The sequence below is a fragment of the Pusillimonas noertemannii genome (assembly GCF_003096595.1).
Taxonomy (GTDB): Bacteria; Pseudomonadota; Gammaproteobacteria; order Burkholderiales; family Burkholderiaceae_B; genus Pusillimonas; species Pusillimonas noertemannii.
In genome coordinates this window covers 388,917-406,514 of the sequence record NZ_QEKO01000001.1, presented here as the reverse complement: position 1 = coordinate 406,514, position 17,598 = coordinate 388,917, and the positions used below count along the sequence as shown (strand labels likewise).

Sequence of the window (17,598 nt, the reverse complement as noted above, 5' to 3'; positions counted from 1 at the left end):
GCTACGAACCCAACACGCCCAAGCCCTTGCGCAACGCGTCGGTGTCCAGGTCGCCCAGTTGAGCCTCGATCTCGGCGTGCGTCCGGCGCCATATGGGCATGGCGCGGGCCAGAACGGCGTGCCCCTCGTCCGTCAGTTTCAACAGCCGGCTGCGGCGGTCGGCCGGATCGGGTTCTATCTCGACCAGGTCGTCGCGCTGCAGCGGCTTGAGGGCCGCGGTCAGTGTGGTGCGATCCATGGCCAGCAACTGCGCGACCGGCGCAATGGCCGGTGGTTGGGGCCTGTTCAGGGACATCAACAAGGAAAACTGGCCGTTGGTCAGGCCCACGGGCCGCAGCGCTTCGTCGAAGCGTCGGGCCAGGGCGCGCGCGGCGCGCTGGGCATGCAGGCACAGGCAGGTGTCGCGCACCTGCAAAGTTGTATCAAATGAAATTCTCTTTGACATGGTGATCTTATTATGTTGATATCAACGCTTATCGTCAAGCGACGATGGCGCGGCCCGCATCGCCGGAAGATGCGGGCCATGTAAATCAGGGCTTGCGCTCATGCCCCGCCAGGGCCGGCGCCTTTCCCTTTTATTCCACCAAGGAGACACTACATGAATTACGTAGAAGGATTTGTCGTGGCGGTTCCCGCCGCCAACAAGCAGGCTTATCTGGACCTGGCCAGCAAGGTCGCCCCGCTGTTCAAGGAGTTCGGCGTAAGCCGCTTCGTCGAATGCTGGGAGGATGATGTTCCCGACGGGAAGCTCACCGACTTCCGCCGCGCGGTGCAGGCCAAGGAAGACGAAAAGGTGGTCTTCAGCTGGTTCGAATATCCCTCCAAAGAGGTGCGCACCGCGGTGCAGGAAAAAATGATGAATGATCCGCGCATGAAGGAAATGGGCGACGAAATGAGCTTCGACGGAAAACGCATGATCTTCGGCGGCTTTGTGCCCATTCTCGACGTATGAGCGTTTCGCGGGCAGGCCGCCCGTGCAGCTTTCAGGGATGGCCCCCTTGTCGCCTGGCCGCTGAAAGCCCGCCGGCGGGAATGCAACCGGCGCGCCGGTTGGGCCGGACGCCGCGGCCGGCACGAAGGTCAGGGCAGCCGCCTGCTGCTGGCCCACTGCACCAGCAAAATGCTGGCCAGCACAGCCACCATGCCCACCATTGCAAGGCCCTTGATGCTTTGGTCCAGCAGCGCCCAGCCCAGTACCACCGCCGTCACCGGGCTAAGCAGGTTCAATGACGAAACCGCCACGGGCGACAGCCGGGCCACGCCGCGGAACCACAGGAAGTAGGCCAGCAGGGCGCCGCCCAGCGACAGATAGGCATAGCCCGAGGCTTGCAACAGCGTCACCGATCGTAGCGGCGGGTCGAACAGCAGGGCCACCGGCGCGATCATGATGCCGGCTATGAACAACTGCCAGCCGGTAAAGGCCAGGATGGGCAGGCTGGTGCTCCAGCGGCGCGTCAGGTAGGTGCCGAACGACATGCCCAGGGCGCCGGCCGCGGCGGCGGCCACCCCGATGGGGTCCCAGGTAGAGCCCGGCGACAGCAGCAAAGCCCCCATGCCGGCCACGCCCATGATCGCGGCCCACACGGCCAGCTGCGCCGGCCGTATGCGGTCGGCCGCCCAGACTATGCCCATGATGAGCAAGGGCTGTATGGCCCCCACCACCGAAGCCAGCCCGCCCGGCAGCCTGTAGGCCGCAACGAACAGCATGGCCTGGAAAAACCCCAGGTTCAGCGCCGCCAGGACGAGCATGCGTCCCCATTCCCGGCGCGGCGGCACAAGGCGGGTATAAAGAATAAGAATGAGGCCGGCGGGCATGATGCGCAGCACCGCGGCGGTAAAGGGACGATCGGGGGGCAGGATCTCGGTGGTGACGATATAGGTCGTTCCCCACAATATAGGCCCGATCGAAGTAATGAAAACGTCCCACCAAAGGGTGGAAAGCCGCGATGACGACATGTATTTACCTTGAAAACGAGATAATACCGCCCCAGGCAAAAGAAAGCTTGCCGCGCCCGCTGGACGCGGCAGCCGCCATTGTTTAAATTCGATCCATGAAAGCAAAAACAAGCTCCGCCGCCCGCCTGCGCTTCCTTCTTCAACTTCCCGTCCGCCTGTTTCTGGGCATGGCCGCCCTGCTTGTGGTGGGCTGTCTCACGGCCTTCAGCGCCCTGGCCGCCACGGCTTCCAACTACCCCTCCAGGCCGATCAAGCTCGTCGTGCCATTTCCGCCGGGGGGCAGCTCCGACATTCCTGCCCGGCTTATCGCCAAGAAGCTGGAAGATGCCTGGGGCCAGGCCGTGGTGGTCGAGAACCGCGCCGGCGCCACGGGCACCATAGGCGAAAGCCATGTGGCCCACGCCAAGCCCGATGGCTACACGCTGCTGGTGGCAACAAGCAGCAGCCACACCATGGGGCCCTATACCATCAAGAAGCTTTCGTACGACCCCGTAAAAGACCTTGCGCCCGTTACCCTGTTTGCCTGGGTTCCACACTTGATCGTGGCCCACCCCTCGGTTCAGGCCGCCACAGTGCAAGAGCTGATCGCAGTGGCCCGCGGCCGGCCAGGCGAACTGAATTACTCCACGTCCGGAAACGGCAGTTCTGTTCATCTCGCCACCGAAATATTCAGCCGCAGGGCGGGCATCCAGATGACGCAAATACCCTACCGGGGCGTGAATCCCGCCGCGCTGGCCGTCGCCAGCGGCCAAGTGCAACTGATGTTTCCACCCGCCGTCGTCGCCCTGCCGCACATCGAAAGCGGCTCGATGCGTGCACTGGCGACTCTTACGCCCGAAAGGCTGCCCAGCCTGCCCGAGGTGCCCACCATGGACGAGGCGGGCCTGGCCGGCTATCAGTTTTCCACCTGGCTGGGCCTGCTGGCGCCCGCGGGCACGCCCGACGAAATCATCCTTGCGCTGCAGGCAGAGCTTGCCCGCATCATGTCCGAGCCCGAGGTGCGCCAGACACTTGCGGAAATGTCCTTCACGCCAACAGCGACCACCCCCGGCGAGTTCGGCGCCATCATCCAGCGCGAAACCGCCGAGCACAAGGCCCTGATCGCCGGCCTGGGCCTGTAGCAGGTCGCGCAGCGCAAAGTCGGCCGCCAGCGCTCCGGCGCCGCGGCCGCGATGCGGCCCGCGACATCCCGCGGTGTATTATTGGCGCACAGGCTTCGCTCCCATCTCGCCATGCGCCGGGCCGACCATTCATGACCCAAACGGACCAAACCCCACCGCCCTCTTCGAAACCCCGACCGCGGCGCCGCCATCGCGCCAGCCGCAGCCGATCGGCGCGCGACCTGCTGCGCCCCACCCAGTTCCAGGAAAGCCTGCTGCTGGCGCCCCCGCCTTCCATCCAGAACACCGCCATAGCGGGGCTGCAGGCGGCCATCACCGTGCTGATCGCACTGACCACCATCCATTTTTCGCCGTGGGCGCACATGGTCGGCTTTCCCGCGCTTGGCGCGCTGGCCGCACTGTTCGGGCGATTCGCCTCGATGCGCAGGCGGCGCAGCATCGTCTCGATCAGCGCCGCACTATTCGTTGCGGCGGTGTTCGTGCCCTCGCTCATCTCTTATGCCGGCGCTTCGCTGTCCGTGATGATCGCCGTGCTGGCGGTTGCGGCAGGCCTGGCCACCATGGCCGTCTCACACTGGCGCCTGGGCGGCCCTGGCGCCACCTTGTTCGTGTTTGCGGTGGGCGCCGTGCTGGGAGGCCCCGCCGAAACCTGGCTGACCGTGGTGGAACGCACCCTGGCCACCGCCTGGGGCGCGGGCCTGGCCATCGTCGTCTGCATCGCTACCGACCGCCTGCGCGCCCAGCCCGTCAGCACCGCCGCCGCCCCGGCGCCGCATTCGCCCCCCTTCAGAAGCCAGTTGATCGCCGCGGGCCGCATCACCGCCGCCGCAGCCGCGGCCGCCTACATCGCCCATGCCGTGGGCTGGCACTACCCTGCCTGGGCCGCCATCGGCGCCACCGCCGTCATGCAGGGCAGCCACTTGCACATCACCATGAACCGCGCCCTGCAGCGCATGGCGGGCACCGTGCTGGGCGCCTGCATCGCCTGGGCCGTGCTGGCCCAATCGCCCTCGTTCTGGTGGGTGCTGGTCGCCATCGTGCTCTTCCAGTTCATTACCGAAATCATCATCAGCTACAACTACGCCCTGGGCCAGGCCACCATCACCCCCATGGCGCTGCTCATGACCCACCTGGCGGCACCCGTGGCCGATAGCAATATGCCCGTCGAGCGGGTGCTGGACACCATCGTGGGCGCCGCCATCGGCATCGTCTTCGCCGTGGCCTTTTCCACCGCCGACGACCGCGTCTACCTGAACAGGCGCCGCAACAAGCTCGAAGCGCGGCGCTAAGCAGCCGCGGGCCCTTCTTCCGTTTTTCGTTCAGCCCCGCAGCACGCCCCGCCTCGCGGCAGGCGCCCTCAGCGACAGCCGCGGTTCGGCCGTCGGAGCCTGCGGCATATCACTTGCTGGGCACCGGTCCGGCCGCCTGTTGCGGCCCGAACCCGAAAAGGTGCACCATGCACGAAAACAAGACACAGACCTACTGGGAAGCCGCCGCGGGCGGCCCGCCCACAAGCTACCCGAGCCTGGCCGGCGATGCGCGCACCGATGTCGTCGTCGTGGGCGCCGGCATCGTCGGCCTGACGGCCGCCTACGAGCTGGCACGCGCCGGCAAGAAAGTCATTGTCCTGGAAGCCTTGCGCACCGCCTCGCAGGTAACCGCCCGCTCCACCGCCAAGCTCACCTCCCAGCACGGCCTGATCTACGGGCGGCTGATCCGCGATTTTGGAGAAGAAAACGCCAGGCTCTATGCCGGAGCCAACCAGGACGCCATCGAGCACATCGCCAAGCTGGTCGGCAAGGAGCGCATCGACTGCGCCTTCGAGCGCAAGCCGGCCTATCTGTATGCAGACGGCATCGAATCCGCCTCCGACATCGACGACGAAGCCATGGTCGCCGCCATGCTGGGCCTGCCTGCGCGCGTGATAAAAGAGATGCCCGCTCCGGTAAGCTGCACCAGGGCGCTTTGCTTTGACGACCAGGCCCAGTTCAATCCCGTGCGCTATCTTACGGGGCTGGCGCGCGCCGTCGCCGCCACCACGCAGCTGTATGAAATGAGCCGGGTCGTGGGGGTTGAGCAGGACGGCGAAGTGCAGCACGTAAAGACAGAGGCCGGCCACACGGTGACCGCCAGGCACGTGGTGATTGCCACCCACCTGCCCGTCGTGCCCGAGGGAAAATTCTTCGCCAAGGCCTTCACATTCAGCCACACCGTCGCGGCCGCGCCCCTGCCCGCCGGCTGCGAACTGGACGGCATGTTCATTACGTCCGGCCAACCCACCTACTCATTTCGAACCGACAACTCCACAGGCGTACCGCACATCATCGCCGTCGGCCCCGAATACAAGACCGGCGAGCCGGAAGGGCTATCGCAGAGCTTCGCCGACCTGGAGGAGTTCCTGCGCAAGCACTTCTCCATTGCGGAACCCGCCTATCGCTGGACGAACGAAGACTTCCGGCCCATGGATGGCATGCCCTTCGTCGGCCGGGCCTCGGGCTCCACTCCCCAGCTTTACGTCGCCACCGGATTCGATGCCTGGGGCATTACCAATGGCGTCGTAGCCGCCCGCCTCATCGCCGACCAGATTCTGCAGCGTGAGAACCCCTGCGCCAGGCTCTTCGATGCCACGAGAATCAAGCCCCTGGCGGGGGGTGCGGAGTTCGTCAAAGAGAACCTGAATTCCGCCAAGCAATTCGTGGCCGAGCGCCTGGCGCCCAACTCTTCCGATGCATCGTCCCACCTGCCGCTGGGCGAGGCGCGCGTCCTGCGGGCCAACGGCAAGAGCATCGCGCGCTACCGCGACATGGACGGCAAGCTGCACGAACTTTCGGCAGTCTGTACCCATATGGGCTGCATTGTGGAATGGAACGAAGTCGACCTGACCTGGGACTGTCCCTGCCACGGCTCCCGCTTCGGCCATGACGGCGCCGTATTGCACGGCCCCGCCACCTCGCCGCTGGAAGAACCCGAGCCGTCCAATGGAGAGAGCGGCTCGCCATGAATTCCCTCACGCATGCGCCAGCCACGTGCGTAGCGCGGCAGTGCCCGGAAACGGGGCTTCATCGCCTTCCTGACGAGGCACGCCACTTGCCCCCGGCTTGGCGCCTCCGGGAACACCCCAAGACATTTGCATGCAGGAGCAGACATGACCCAAGGAAAACATCAGGACGACCGCGCCCAAGCCGAGCAGACCGCCGAAAAGCAGCGCCGCCTGCAGGACGAGCAGGACAGGCGCGACAGCCAGAAGGCCGATGCCTCGAAAAAGGGGCAACAGGAGGAAGCCGCGCAGACCGGTCCGCGCGAACATCCCGAGCCGCCCATGCCCGGCCAGAAACTTGAAAAACCCGGCGATGAAAGCCAACTGGACCCCCGGCCGCAATTCATGGCGCCCGACTACCAGGGCAGCGAAAAACTGCGCGGCATGTCGGCCATTGTTACCGGCGGCGACTCGGGCATAGGCCGTGCCGTCGCGGTGCTGTTCGCCCGCGAGGGTGCCAACGTATCCATCATTTACCTCAACGAGCACGAAGACGCCAGGGAAACCTGCCGCCACATCGAAGCCGAAGGCCGGCGCGCCATCTGCATTCCCGGCGACGTAAAGAACCCCACCTTCTGCCGCGACGCAGTCAGGCAGACCGTAGAAGCCTTCGGCCAGCTGGACATCCTCGTCAACAACGCCGCCTTCCAGGAGCACGCCGCATCGCTCGAGGACATCAGCGACGAACGCTTCGACGAGACCATGCGCACCAATATCTACGGCTACTTCTACATGGCCCGCGCCGCCTTGCCCCACCTGAAGCCCGGCTCCAGCATCATCAACACCGGCTCTGTAACCGGCCTGCGCGGCCAGGGCGAACTGCTGGACTACTCCACCACCAAAGGCGCCATCCACGCCTTCACCATGTCGCTGGCATCCAACCTGGCAAAAAAAGAAATACGCGTCAACGCCGTGGCCCCCGGCCCCGTCTGGACCCCCCTGAACCCCGCCGACCGCCAGCCCGAACAACTGGAATCATTCGGCAAAAGCGCCAAGCTGGGCCGCCCCGCCCAACCCGAAGAGCTCTCTCCCGCCTATGTATTCCTGGCCGCCCCCGTATGCTCAAGCTACATCACCGGCATCGTATTGCCCGTGACTGGCACGCCGGGGTAGCAACCTCCCCTCCGCTAACCTGCCTTGGCAGGCCCCGTGATGGGCCAATCTTGGCAGGCCAAAAACGCAAGCCGTCGGAGGAGGGAAGTCTTTCGGCGGGCGTCGGAGGGCGCCGCGTGCTACCGAAGGCAGCGTGGGGGCTTTCGGCGAAAGCCTGTCTGAGCTCCGAAGCGCGTAGCGCTGAGGGCGAGTTCTTTCGCCGCCCACGCGTACGAGGTAGACGCGGGGAGTCCGGCAAAGCCGGACCGCCCGACCGCCCGCCGAAAGACTTTCCACCTCCGGCGGCGTTCAAGAACCCAATACGGCTCAAAAATCAAGAGTGCGAGAGTATCTTCGACAAGAACTGTTTCGCCCGCTCAGACCGCCCCTCAGGATTTCCAAAAAACTCTTCCTTGGGGCAGTCTTCCACAATCGCGCCTTCATCCATGAAAACCACCCGGTCGGCCACCTTCCGGGCAAACCCCATCTCGTGTGTCACCACCATCATGGTCATCCCTTCGCTCGCCAGGTCCACCATCACGTCCAGCACCTCGTTCACCATCTCGGGGTCAAGCGCCGAAGTAGGCTCGTCGAACAGCATCGCCACCGGATCCATCGCCAGCGCCCGGGCAATCGCCACCCGCTGCTGCTGACCGCCCGACAACTGCCCCGGAAACTTGTCCACATGCGCGCTTAGCCCCACGCGTTCGAGCAGCTCGCGTCCACGCCGCTGCGCCTCGGCCTCTTTGCGGCCCAGCACCTTCACCTGGGCCAAAGTAAGATTGCGCATCACCGACAAATGCGGAAACAACTCAAAGTGCTGGAACACCATCCCGATCTGCGCACGCAGCTTCGGCAGGTTCGTATCGCGCGCCCCCACCGAAACCCCGTTGACCCAGATCTCGCCTTCCTGGAATGGCTCCAGCGCATTCGCCGTCTTGATCAACGTAGACTTGCCCGACCCTGACGGCCCGCACACCACCACGACCTCGCCCTTGTTCACCGAGGTCGAGCAGTTATTCAGGACCTGGAACGAACCGTACCACTTGCTCACATTCTTGAATTCAATCACTGCAAACTCCTTGCACCTTAACGGGCGATCGCCATGCGCTGCTCGACAACCTTCACGAGGCGCGACGCCGTGTACGAAATAATGAAATAGACCACGGCCACAAACACGAACATCTCCACCAGCCGCCCGTCGCGCTGCGCCACATTATTGGCCGCCCCGAGAAAGTCGGTAAGCGACAGTACATAAACCAGAGAAGTGTCCTGGAACACCACGATCATCTGCGTCAGCAGCAAGGGCGTCATGTTGCGGAAGGCCTGCGGCAGCACGATCTTGCCCATTACCTGCCAGTAGTTGAGCCCCAGCGCATAGCCTGCCCCCGCCTGCCCGCTGGGAATGGACTGTATGCCTGCGCGCATGATCTCGCAGAAATACGCCGCCTCGAACAGCACGAAAGTGATAAGCGCCGACGTGAACCCGCCCACCGCAATGGGCCGGCCTGCCTGCGTGACCCAGCCCACAATATAGGGCACCAGGAAATAGAACCAGAAAATAATCAGGATCAGCGGCAAGGCCCGCATCAGGTTCACATACGTGCCCGCCACGCCCGACAGCAAGCGGTTGGACGACAGGCGCATCATGGCCAGCAAAGTGCCCAGCACGATGGCGCCCACCGTGGAGAGAAACGTAAGCTTCAAGGTAAACACCAGGCCCACCTTGAACAGGTAGGGCGCCGTGCGCACGATCGTGTCGAAATCGAATCCGTTCATTGCGCGCCCCCTACCTTGCCGCGCCCAGGTACCCGGGCACCTGCAGCCGTCGTTCTATATGGCGCATGCCGGCAACCACCAATATATTGATGATCAGGTACAGCACCGTCGCCGCCGCAAACGATTCGAATATCTGGAAGGTGAACTCTTGCATGGCGCGCGCGGCGCCGGTCAGCTCCAGCAGGCCGATGGTAAAGGCCACCGACGAGTTCTTGATCAGGTTCAGGGCTTCAGAGGCCAGCGGGGGCATGATGATGCGCGCCGTGATGGGCAGCAGCACATAGCGGTAGGCCTGCGGCCGCGTCAGACCCAGCGCCGTGGCCGCCATGCCTTGCCCGCGCGGCAGCGACTCTATGCCCGCACGTATCTGCTCGGCAATGCGCGCCGACGTAAACAGCCCCAGCGCAATCACCGCCGTCCAGAACGTGCTCCATGTAGGGTCGGCCGACTTGATGGCGTTGCCCAGCGACTCGGGCACCACCTCGGGCATTACGAAGTACCACAGGAATATCTGCACCAGCAGCGGCACGTTGCGAAACAGCTCTACATAGCCGGCGCACACGCGCTGCAGCCAGCCGATGCCGCTCGTGCGCAAAACACCCACCACCACGCCGAAAGCCAGCGCGATGATCCAGGCAGCGGCCGAAGCCCCCAGCGTCCAGTACACGCCGCGAATCAGCGTATACAGATAGGTTCCCGTGCCATCCGGCGAAGGGTCCCAGAAAACCATCCAGTTCCAGTTGTAATTCATAGCAACGCTTTAGGGTTTGTTAACGCTAAAAGGGCCGCACTGGGCGGCAAAGGCCGGGCGCGGGCGAGGCCGCGTGGTTGACCCATGCAACGAGCCCGCCTGCTTATCCACTTGCGCCAGCCATCTATCGTAAATTCTTTCTCGCCTCGCGTCCAGCATCAATCGCCCAGCGCCACGCCCTCGCGGCGCGGGTCGGCTCCTCCCGACAGGCCGTGCTCATCGATCACGATCCCCTGGAGGCCGCTCGGGAACTCAAGCAGGTTCACTTCGTGGCCCATGGCGCGCAACGGCTGGGCCAGGCCTTCGAGCGAAGTGCCCCGCTCAAGCTCGGTCTGCCTGTTGCGGCTGCCATAATGAGGCAGCGAGATCGCCTGCTGTATGTCCAGCTTCCAATCCATTACCCCCACCAGAGCCTGGGCCACATAGTTCATGATCGCGCTGCCGCCCGGAGAACCCACCGCCATGTAGGGCTTGCCCTCGCGGAACACAATGACGGGCGCCATGGTGCTGCGCGGCCGCTTGCCGGGCTCGACACGGTTGGCCACAAGCCGGCCTTGCCGGTCCATGGGGTTGAGAGAGAAATCGGTAAGCTGGTTGTTCAGCAAGAAGCCATGGACAAAGATCTTGCTGCCGAAGGCCGACTCTATCGTGGTGGTCATCGACAGCACATTGCCCTGCGCATCCACCGCAACGATATGGCTGGTGGACGGAATCTCGAGGGCGTTGTCGCGTCCCAGCGATGCCAGGCGCGACACAGGATCGCCCGGCGGCGCAACGCCCATGCTTCGGTCCGCGTCGATAAGCGCCGCCCTGGCCTTCAGATACGTTGGGTCTATCAGGGCCTTGACGGGCACATCGACAAAACCCGGGTCCGCAACGTAGTAATCCCTATCCGCATAGGCCAGACGCCCAGCCTCTGAAAAATAATGAACGGCCTGCAGGCTGGTCGGCTCATAGCTCGACATGGGAAACTGCTCAAGAATGCCCAGCATCTGCAAAATGCCCAGCACGCCCGAGCTGGGCGGCGGCATGCCGCAAACCCGATACGAGCGATAAGCTCCGCACAAGGCCTGCCGCTGCTTGGCCTCGTAGCCCTCCATATCGGCCAGCGCAAGGTCGCCGGGCGTATCGTGCGTGCGCACCGCGTCGACAATATCATGCGCAATACTGCCTGTATAAAAGGCGTCCGCGCCCTGCCCTGCGATAAGGCGCAGAACCTTGGCAAACTCGGGATTCTTCAGCACATGCCCCACCGGCCAGGGCTTGCCCTCATCATCGAAAAAATAGGCCGCTGCCGCGGGCTGCCTGGCCAGGGCCTTGCTGCGGGCGACCATCATGTGCATGCGCCGCGACACCGGAAACCCGTTTTCGGCGATATTGATGGCGGGCTGGAACAGGTCGGGCCAGGGCAGCAGGCCATGCTGCCCATGAGCAAGCTCCACCGCCCGCAACACGCCGGGAACCCCCACCGACATGCCGCTGTTGACGGCCGCGCCGTACGGCAGCGGCCGGCCGTCGTGCATGAACCGGGCGGATTGTGCGGACATGGGCGCGGTCTCGCGCCCATCGTAGGCAATGAGCTTGTCGTCCGCCTGGCTGTAGTACACCATGAAGGCGCCGCCCCCAATGCCCGATGACTGGGGCTCGACAAGATTCAACACCAGTTGCGCGGCGATCGCGGCATCCACGGCGCTGCCTCCCCGCCGCAGCATTTCGTAGCCCGCCTCGGATGCAAGCGGGTTGGCCGTGGCGATCATGAAATGTTCGCCGCGCACCAAAGCCTTTTCCGTATAGCCGCTGCCCCCCTCGGGGTTTGTGTGCTCGTCGGACACGGGCCGCGCTTGCATTCCCTGCGGGTTGCCGTGGGCTTCGGGGCCCCGGGACAGCATCGCGGGAGCGGCTGTTTGCGCTGCCCCGGCCACCGCGCCGAAGCCGCAGGCCCAGGTCAGCATCAATGTCGTTGCAAGCCGCTCTATTCCAAACCGCATGTCCGGCCTTCCCCCCTTTTTCAAATAATTCGCGCTTTGTCCCGGCGGTACGCAGCGCCGGAACACATTGCCCCCAATATAGTGCATGCTAGTTTGCCGTCGCTAACCTCAGAACGGCCATGCGACCGGAGTCCGCGGCAAAAGCCGCAAATATCCGCTTCAGAATCGCGCTCACAATCTGTACGATTTCTAACGCTTCCCGCCCTGGCGGAAACACAAAAGTTACCAAACGAGCCCCAACCGGCCTAATTGGTTTCAGTACGCTGCAAAACGGCTTTTTCGGCTTGCGCGCCGAATAGCCGGTGACTACGCTTCCCCCATCATGCAATGGGAATGGAGCCTCACATGAACATACGAACCAATATCGCGCGCTTCGGCCTGGTCGGCCTGCTGGCCCTTTCCATGGCCGGCTGTGCAAACGCCCGCGACCGCAAAACCGACAACACCCTGATCGGCGCCGGCCTGGGCGCCGCCGCCGGGGCCGTCATTTCGCAGGGCGACCCGCTATATACCATCGGCGGTGCCGCCGCCGGCGGCCTCCTGGGCAACATCCTTACCGAAGAGCCCCGCTATCGCGGCCGCGACTGGAACCGTGGCCGCAACCACTACAGCGGCCCGCCCCACCGTCACGTCAAAAGAAACCACTACAAGGGGCACAAGCATCACCACCGGCATCGCCACTGATCCGGGATTTGCGGGCTAGCGCGCGGTAGCGCCCGCCGGCTCGCCCTTGGCCACGTTCCGAACACTCAATATCAGTAAGGCGGCTTGTCCCCATGGCCGGGCAAGCCGCCTTTCTTTCGCTTCCAGCTGGCCAGGCCTCTTCAGAAACCTGTAAGAATTGCATCGAGACAAAGTACACTGAATATGACAAAATGCGTTAGGACCTGTGCAATTATTTTTTCTCCGGTCATAATTTCAAGTGCTGTAGAAAAATGCAGTGTCCTGTTTGATTAATTGTGTGCTTATATTAGCCAAACAGGACACTAGGGTTCATCCGCCCATGGATGGCGCAAATAGCTAACAACCTGTGGAGAAGACACAATGAAACGCCTATTGAAGACCGTGCTGGCAACGGGCATTTTGGCCGCAGCCACATCCGCTCAGGCAGCCGAGCCTTTCAAGATCGGGCTCATCCTGCCCATGACCGGCCCCTTCGCCTCGACCGGCAAGCAAATCGAAACCGCCACGCGCCTGTACATGCAACAGCATGGCGACGAAGTCGCCGGCCGCAAGATCCAGGTCATTCTCAAAGACGACACCGGCCTGGCTCCTGAAGTCACCAAGCGCCTGGCCCAGGAACTGGTCGTGCAAGAAAAGGTCAACGTGTTGGCTGGCTTCGGCCTGACGCCGCTGGCCTTTGCCGCCGCACCCGTGGCCACGCAGTCCAAGACCCCCATGGTGGTCATGGCCGCAGCCACCTCTTCCATTATGGAAAAATCGCCTTACATCGTTCGCACTTCGCAAACGGTGCCGCAAATTGTCCAGCCCATGGCCCAGTGGGCGGCACGTCCCGAGTCGGGCATCAAGCGGGTAACCACCCTCATCTCCGACTACGGCCCTGGCCACGACTCTGAAAAAGTGTTCGTCAAAGAGTACACCAAGGCGGGCGGCGAAATCGTCGACTCCCTGCGCGTTCCGCTGCAAAACCCCGACTTCGCTCCCTTCCTGCAGCGCGTCAAAGACAGCAAGCCCGACGCCGTCTTCATCTTCGTGCCCTCGGGCGCGGGCTCGTCTCTCATGAAGCAATTCGCCGAGAAAGGCCTCAAAGACGCCGGCATCAAGCTTATCGGCACGGGCGACGTGCTCGACGACGACCTGCTGCCCAGCATGGGCCCCGAAGCGCTCGACATCGTCACTTCGCAGCACTATTCGGCCGCCCACGACTCGCCCGAAAACAAAGAGTACGTTGCAGCCTTCCGCAAGATCTCCAACAACACCATGCGCCCCAACTTCATGTCGGTGGGCGGCTACGACGGCATGCACCTGATCTACGCCGCGCTTGAAAAAGCCGGCGCCAATGCCACGGGCGATCAACTGGTCGAGGCCATGAAGGGCATGAGCTGGACCAGCCCGCGCGGCCCCATCTCCATCGACCCCGAAACGCGCGACATCGTGCAAAACGTCTATATTCGCCGCTCTGAAATGGTCGACGGCCAGATCTACAACGTCGAATTCGAAACCTTCAAAGACGTAAAAGACCCGGGCCTGTAAAAACGCGCGGCCTGCAAGCCTTGATGTGCGGCGCCGGCATCCCCTGCCGGCGCCGATTTCATTTCAGGCGGCCGCGTCGCGGCCCGCCAGATAGGCCTGCGCCACCTGCCCGCCCGTGGCAAACCACACATCGGGCCTGCCTCGCATATGGTCCAGCGCCATATCCAGGTATTTGGCCCGGAACGGGTGGCCGACAATGAAAGGATGCAGCGGAATGGTCATGACTGTTCCGCTGCGCTCCCCTTCTTCGTACAACACATCGAACTGGTCCTTCAGCAACTGCAAATAGCGCGGCCCGTCATAGCCCGCGCGCAGAAAGCAATGGATGTCGTTGATCTCGCCCGAGTACGGCATGGAAAGCAGTGTGCCGTTGGGCGTGTCCATAAGGTAGGGCTCGTCGTCGTTGAGCCAGTCGCATACATAGCGCACGCCCGCTTCTTCAAGCAGGCGGGGGGTTTCCCATGATTCGGCCAGCGCGGGGCTCAGCCAGCCTTCGGGCCGCGTTCCCGTGGCCGCCTCGATCATGTCAAGGGTTTCGGCAATGACCTGCTTCTCGGCTTCGGGCGCCAGCTTCGTCAGTATCTGTGAGTTGGTCAGCCCGTGGCCCATGATTTCCCAGCGCCGCCGGACCAGTTCCTGGATGACGCGCGGGTAATGCCTGCATACCAAGGCGTTCAAAGCCACAGTCGCGGTAATGCCATGCCGGTCCAGCACACGCGCCAAGCGCCACAGCCCCGAGCGCACGCCGTAGTCGCGCCATGAATGGTTGTACACGTCGGGCACGAAGCCCGCAAAGCCCGGGTTGATCGAGGTGGCGGGCACGCCGGGTTCGAAGTATTCGATGTTCACGACCAGGTTGACGGCAATGCGGGCGCCGTCCGGCCAGTGTATGGGGGCCCTGTCTATGCCGGCCAGGTACTGTACGGGGTATTCCATAAAACAGCGTCTCCTGAAAAATGCCGTTGCGCTACCAATGCACGATTTTTCTTTCGATACGAACGAAAATGAAATTCAGCACATAACCCACCACGCCCAGCGTAAAGATGCCCGCGTACATCTGCGACACCTCGAAAGTGCGCTGGGCCTGCAGAATGAAATAGCCGATGCCGCTGTTGGCCGCCACCATTTCAGAGATCACCACCATGATCAGGCCGATTCCCAGGCTGATGCGCAAGCCGGTGAAGATCTGCGGCACGGTGGCCGGAAGAATGATCTTCCAGAGTATCTCGGCGGAACTCAGGCAGAAGGTCCTGCCGGTGTCGATCTGCACCGGGTCCACCTGCTTGACGCCGCTGTAGGTATTGAGCAGCACTGGAAAGAAGGTGGCCGCCGCTATCAGGAAGACCTTCATCTCGGTTCCCAGCCCCAGCAGCAAGATGGCGATGGGAATGTACGACGGCGTGGGCACGGGCCGCAGCAATTCGACCAAGGGCTCGAGCAGGTTGTCGACAAAGCGAAAATACCCCATGAGCAGGCCTATGCCGACCCCCAGCGCCGATGCAATGAAGTAGGCGATGAACATGCGGTACAGGCTGGCGCCAAGCTGGTTGGGAATCACGCCGGATACGATCAGCCTGCCCCATTCGGCGAAGATGCTGCTGATGGGCGGCACCGAGGGCGATGTGGAAACCCCCGTGCGCACGATCAGTTCCCAGCCGATCGCCAGCAAGACGATCAGCAGAACCCCCACCAGCCGCGTACGGCAAAGTCTGGCCATTCTCATCGTGCCGCCTCCGCCTTGTGGATTTCCTGGAACAGCTGGTGTCGGTATTGCAAAAACGCCGGCATCTCGGGAGTCAGCAGATGGTCTCGCGGGTAGGGCAGTTCGATGCGCATGTCCAGCGCCACGTTGTGCGGCGACTTGCGCAGCACAATGATGCGATCCGAAAGGTAAACGGCCTCGGCCACGTCGTGCGTCACGAAAATGATGGTCAGGCCCAGGCTGGACCATAGCTGCAGCACCAGGTCCTGCAGCGACGAGCGCGTCATGGCGTCCACGGCGCTGAAGGGTTCGTCCATCAATAGCACATCGGGTTCGCACGCCAGGGCGCGGGCGATGGCCACGCGCTGCTGCATGCCGCCCGACAGCTGCCGCGGATAGTAGTCGCCATAGCCCTCCAGCCCGACCAGGCGTATGAGCTCATCGCAGCGCTGCCGGATTTCCCGCCTGGACCACTTTTTACGGCTTTCCATGCCGAAGGCAATATTGCCCCTGACACTGCGCCACGGAAAAATGGATTTCGTGTATTGCTGGAACAGATAAAGCATCTGGAAGGGCGGCGCCTCGATGCGCTGGCCGTCCAGTTCCACAGCGCCGCCGTCCGCCTGCTGCAGGCCGGCGATAATCTGCAGCAGCGTCGACTTGCCGCAGCCCGACGCCCCCAGCAGCGACACGAAGCTGCCCCGCTGTATGGAGAAGTCGACACCCGACAGTACGTTGCGCCGCTGGCCGCCTTCGCCGAAATCCTTGCGGATGCCCAGCACCCGCAAGAAAGAGTCATTGGACTCGGCGCCGGGCGGGAAGGTGCGCTGCACCGCGGCGGCTGGCTTATGCGCTTCGTTCATTGCATCGCGGTCGGATACACGACCTCCTGCGCCTTCATGTCGGCATCGATCAGCTTGTACTCTTTCATCAGGTCAAGCAGGCGCTGCCAGGTGGCCATGTCCACCTTGCTGTTCCAGAGGATAGGCCCCATTTTTTCCACGACTTCCAGCTTCAGGCCCGTGAACTCGGCAACCATCTTGCGCGCTTCGTCGGGATTCTGGGCCAGATACTCGTTGGCCTTGTGCATGGCGCGCACGAATTTCTCCGCCGCCTCGCGGTTGTTCTCGAGCCACTTGCCCGACGCCCAGAAAGTACCCACCGGCTGCCCCGGCAGGGCCTCGACCGCGGCATAGGAAATTACTTTCAGCTCGGGCGCCGCCTTCATCCGCGAGGTAAAGGGCTCGACGTTGAACACGGCATCGACCTGCTTGTTGACCAGCGCGTCCTGCATGTTCGGAAACGGCAGCTCGATGAAGCTGACCTCGTTCTTGTCTATGCCGTTCTCCTTCAACACCTCGACCATGGAGAGCCACATCTGGTTGCCGATGAAGTTCACGGCGATGCGCTTGCCCTTGAGGTCTTTCACGCTTTCTATGCCGCTGTCCTTATTGACGAAAACCGCCTGGCTGTCGCTGCCTTGCTGGGCCGCCACCTCGTTCTGCATGACCATCTGGAAATCGAAGCCCTTGTCGCGTGCCTGTATGGCGTTCGACGGGATGCTCAAGGTAATGTCTATCTTGCCGGCGCTGACCGCGGGCAGCAGTTCGGCGCCCCCTCCCATCGGCGAGAACGTCGCCTTCAGGCCCTCTTGCTGGAAGTAGCCCAGCCTGTCCGCCGCATACAGGTTGGAAAGCGCCGCGATCTTCAGGGTTCCGATGTTCAGCGCTATGGCGCTTTCGGCCTGCGCGGAAGACTGCTCGCCAGATTGCGCAGCCGGCTGCGTGGCCGAGGCCGTCTCCTGCGGCTGCTTGTCGCAGCCCGCCATGGCCAGCGCAGCAAGCGCCGCTGCAACAAAGCCCAGATACTTGCCGATGTTGCCTGTCCGTAATGTCATGATGCCTCTCCTCTTCTATTCAGTATGTGCCGTCCCGTCCCGGGTTGGCGTTGGGGGTTGA

General features: G+C 63.1%; 17 protein-coding genes. 7 read left to right on the top strand and 10 right to left on the bottom strand.

Annotation, left to right across the window (positions count from 1 at the left end; translation table 11 throughout):
* Position 1: 1 nt before the first annotated feature.
* Positions 2-445 carry a MarR family winged helix-turn-helix transcriptional regulator gene (locus C7440_RS01905; protein ID WP_116517272.1) on the bottom strand — a complete coding sequence of 148 codons (444 nt, stop codon included), beginning with the start codon at positions 443-445 and terminating at the stop codon, positions 2-4.
* Between the two features lie 153 nt (positions 446-598).
* On the opposite strand from C7440_RS01905, the gene C7440_RS01900 reads away from it, so the two are divergent.
* A complete protein-coding gene (locus C7440_RS01900) occupies positions 599-952 on the top strand; it encodes a DUF1428 domain-containing protein (RefSeq protein WP_116517271.1) in 354 nt (117 codons plus the stop codon).
* Between the two features lie 128 nt (positions 953-1,080).
* Here C7440_RS01900 and C7440_RS01895 read toward each other — a convergent pair whose 3' ends face one another.
* Complete coding sequence (locus tag C7440_RS01895) at positions 1,081-1,956, bottom strand: EamA family transporter (protein ID WP_017524142.1); 876 nt, start codon at positions 1,954-1,956, stop codon at positions 1,081-1,083.
* A 95-nt stretch (positions 1,957-2,051) separates the two neighbouring features.
* Between C7440_RS01895 and C7440_RS01890 the strand changes: the two genes are divergently transcribed.
* The 4 genes from C7440_RS01890 to C7440_RS01875 all read left to right on the top strand — a co-directional run bounded on the left by C7440_RS01890 (position 2,052) and on the right by C7440_RS01875 (position 7,227).
* Positions 2,052-3,077 carry a Bug family tripartite tricarboxylate transporter substrate binding protein gene (locus tag C7440_RS01890; protein ID WP_017524141.1) on the top strand — a complete coding sequence of 342 codons (1,026 nt, stop codon included), beginning with the start codon at positions 2,052-2,054 and terminating at the stop codon, positions 3,075-3,077.
* A gap of 131 nt (positions 3,078-3,208) precedes the next feature.
* Positions 3,209-4,366 carry an FUSC family protein gene (locus tag C7440_RS01885; protein ID WP_116517270.1) on the top strand — a complete coding sequence of 386 codons (1,158 nt, stop codon included), beginning with the start codon at positions 3,209-3,211 and terminating at the stop codon, positions 4,364-4,366.
* Positions 4,367-4,533: 167 nt separating this feature from the next.
* A complete protein-coding gene (locus tag C7440_RS01880) occupies positions 4,534-6,078 on the top strand; it encodes an FAD-dependent oxidoreductase (protein ID WP_116517269.1) in 1,545 nt (514 codons plus the stop codon).
* A gap of 144 nt (positions 6,079-6,222) precedes the next feature.
* Positions 6,223-7,227: an SDR family oxidoreductase gene (locus tag C7440_RS01875; protein ID WP_017524138.1), complete on the top strand. Its 1,005-nt coding sequence runs from the start codon at positions 6,223-6,225 to the stop codon at positions 7,225-7,227.
* Between the two features lie 313 nt (positions 7,228-7,540).
* Here C7440_RS01875 and C7440_RS01870 read toward each other — a convergent pair whose 3' ends face one another.
* From C7440_RS01870 to ggt, 4 genes are all read right to left on the bottom strand, one after another.
* A complete protein-coding gene (locus C7440_RS01870) occupies positions 7,541-8,278 on the bottom strand; it encodes an amino acid ABC transporter ATP-binding protein (RefSeq protein WP_017524137.1) in 738 nt (245 codons plus the stop codon).
* Between the two features lie 17 nt (positions 8,279-8,295).
* Positions 8,296-8,985 carry an amino acid ABC transporter permease gene (locus C7440_RS01865; RefSeq protein ID WP_017524136.1) on the bottom strand — a complete coding sequence of 230 codons (690 nt, stop codon included), beginning with the start codon at positions 8,983-8,985 and terminating at the stop codon, positions 8,296-8,298.
* 10 nt (positions 8,986-8,995) lie between these two features.
* The gene (locus tag C7440_RS01860) at positions 8,996-9,736 is read right to left on the bottom strand and encodes an amino acid ABC transporter permease (RefSeq protein WP_116517268.1); all 741 of its coding nucleotides are present in this window, start codon (positions 9,734-9,736) and stop codon (positions 8,996-8,998) included.
* A 158-nt stretch (positions 9,737-9,894) separates the two neighbouring features.
* Positions 9,895-11,625, bottom strand: coding sequence for a gamma-glutamyltransferase (gene ggt / locus C7440_RS01855; protein WP_116517946.1), 1,731 nt, complete (start codon positions 11,623-11,625; stop codon positions 9,895-9,897).
* A gap of 444 nt (positions 11,626-12,069) precedes the next feature.
* On the opposite strand from ggt, the gene C7440_RS01850 reads away from it, so the two are divergent.
* Both C7440_RS01850 and C7440_RS01845 read left to right on the top strand, forming a co-directional pair.
* Positions 12,070-12,408 carry a hypothetical protein gene (locus C7440_RS01850; protein WP_017524127.1) on the top strand — a complete coding sequence of 113 codons (339 nt, stop codon included), beginning with the start codon at positions 12,070-12,072 and terminating at the stop codon, positions 12,406-12,408.
* Between the two features lie 360 nt (positions 12,409-12,768).
* The gene (locus C7440_RS01845) at positions 12,769-13,938 is read left to right on the top strand and encodes an ABC transporter substrate-binding protein (RefSeq protein ID WP_165832413.1); all 1,170 of its coding nucleotides are present in this window, start codon (positions 12,769-12,771) and stop codon (positions 13,936-13,938) included.
* A gap of 63 nt (positions 13,939-14,001) precedes the next feature.
* On the opposite strand, the gene C7440_RS01840 is transcribed toward C7440_RS01845, so the two are convergent.
* From C7440_RS01840 to C7440_RS01825, 4 genes are read right to left on the bottom strand one after another with little or no spacing between them, the layout of a single operon-like run.
* Positions 14,002-14,874: a polysaccharide deacetylase family protein gene (locus C7440_RS01840; protein WP_116517266.1), complete on the bottom strand. Its 873-nt coding sequence runs from the start codon at positions 14,872-14,874 to the stop codon at positions 14,002-14,004.
* A gap of 31 nt (positions 14,875-14,905) precedes the next feature.
* Positions 14,906-15,661, bottom strand: coding sequence for an ABC transporter permease (locus C7440_RS01835; RefSeq protein WP_116517265.1), 756 nt, complete (start codon positions 15,659-15,661; stop codon positions 14,906-14,908).
* A complete protein-coding gene (locus C7440_RS01830) occupies positions 15,658-16,503 on the bottom strand; it encodes an ABC transporter ATP-binding protein (protein ID WP_218940594.1) in 846 nt (281 codons plus the stop codon). Before C7440_RS01830 ends, C7440_RS01835 begins: the two co-directional genes overlap by 4 nt.
* Positions 16,500-17,537: an ABC transporter substrate-binding protein gene (locus C7440_RS01825; protein WP_116517264.1), complete on the bottom strand. Its 1,038-nt coding sequence runs from the start codon at positions 17,535-17,537 to the stop codon at positions 16,500-16,502. The genes C7440_RS01830 and C7440_RS01825 overlap by 4 nt, the downstream gene beginning before the upstream one ends.
* Positions 17,538-17,598 lie beyond the last annotated feature (61 nt).

Excerpts from the sequence above, each read along its gene's own strand:
- C7440_RS01895 (WP_017524142.1), bottom strand. The coding sequence starts at position 1,956 with ATGTCGTCATCGCGGCTTTCCACCCTTTGGTGGGACGTTTTCATTACT.
- C7440_RS01825 (WP_116517264.1), bottom strand. The coding sequence starts at position 17,537 with ATGACATTACGGACAGGCAACATCGGCAAGTATCTGGGCTTTGTTGCA.
- C7440_RS01890 (WP_017524141.1), top strand. The coding sequence starts at position 2,052 with ATGAAAGCAAAAACAAGCTCCGCCGCCCGCCTGCGCTTCCTTCTTCAA.
- C7440_RS01880 (WP_116517269.1), top strand. The coding sequence starts at position 4,534 with ATGCACGAAAACAAGACACAGACCTACTGGGAAGCCGCCGCGGGCGGC.
- C7440_RS01845 (WP_165832413.1), top strand. The coding sequence starts at position 12,769 with ATGAAACGCCTATTGAAGACCGTGCTGGCAACGGGCATTTTGGCCGCA.
- C7440_RS01905 (WP_116517272.1), bottom strand. The coding sequence starts at position 445 with ATGTCAAAGAGAATTTCATTTGATACAACTTTGCAGGTGCGCGACACC.
- C7440_RS01885 (WP_116517270.1), top strand. The coding sequence starts at position 3,209 with ATGACCCAAACGGACCAAACCCCACCGCCCTCTTCGAAACCCCGACCG.
- ggt (WP_116517946.1), bottom strand. The coding sequence starts at position 11,625 with ATGCTGTCCCGGGGCCCCGAAGCCCACGGCAACCCGCAGGGAATGCAA.
- C7440_RS01850 (WP_017524127.1), top strand. The coding sequence starts at position 12,070 with ATGAACATACGAACCAATATCGCGCGCTTCGGCCTGGTCGGCCTGCTG.
- C7440_RS01865 (WP_017524136.1), bottom strand. The coding sequence starts at position 8,985 with ATGAACGGATTCGATTTCGACACGATCGTGCGCACGGCGCCCTACCTG.
- C7440_RS01830 (WP_218940594.1), bottom strand. The coding sequence starts at position 16,503 with ATGAACGAAGCGCATAAGCCAGCCGCCGCGGTGCAGCGCACCTTCCCG.
- C7440_RS01875 (WP_017524138.1), top strand. The coding sequence starts at position 6,223 with ATGACCCAAGGAAAACATCAGGACGACCGCGCCCAAGCCGAGCAGACC.
- C7440_RS01900 (WP_116517271.1), top strand. The coding sequence starts at position 599 with ATGAATTACGTAGAAGGATTTGTCGTGGCGGTTCCCGCCGCCAACAAG.
- C7440_RS01840 (WP_116517266.1), bottom strand. The coding sequence starts at position 14,874 with ATGGAATACCCCGTACAGTACCTGGCCGGCATAGACAGGGCCCCCATA.
- C7440_RS01860 (WP_116517268.1), bottom strand. The coding sequence starts at position 9,736 with ATGAATTACAACTGGAACTGGATGGTTTTCTGGGACCCTTCGCCGGAT.
- C7440_RS01835 (WP_116517265.1), bottom strand. The coding sequence starts at position 15,661 with ATGAGAATGGCCAGACTTTGCCGTACGCGGCTGGTGGGGGTTCTGCTG.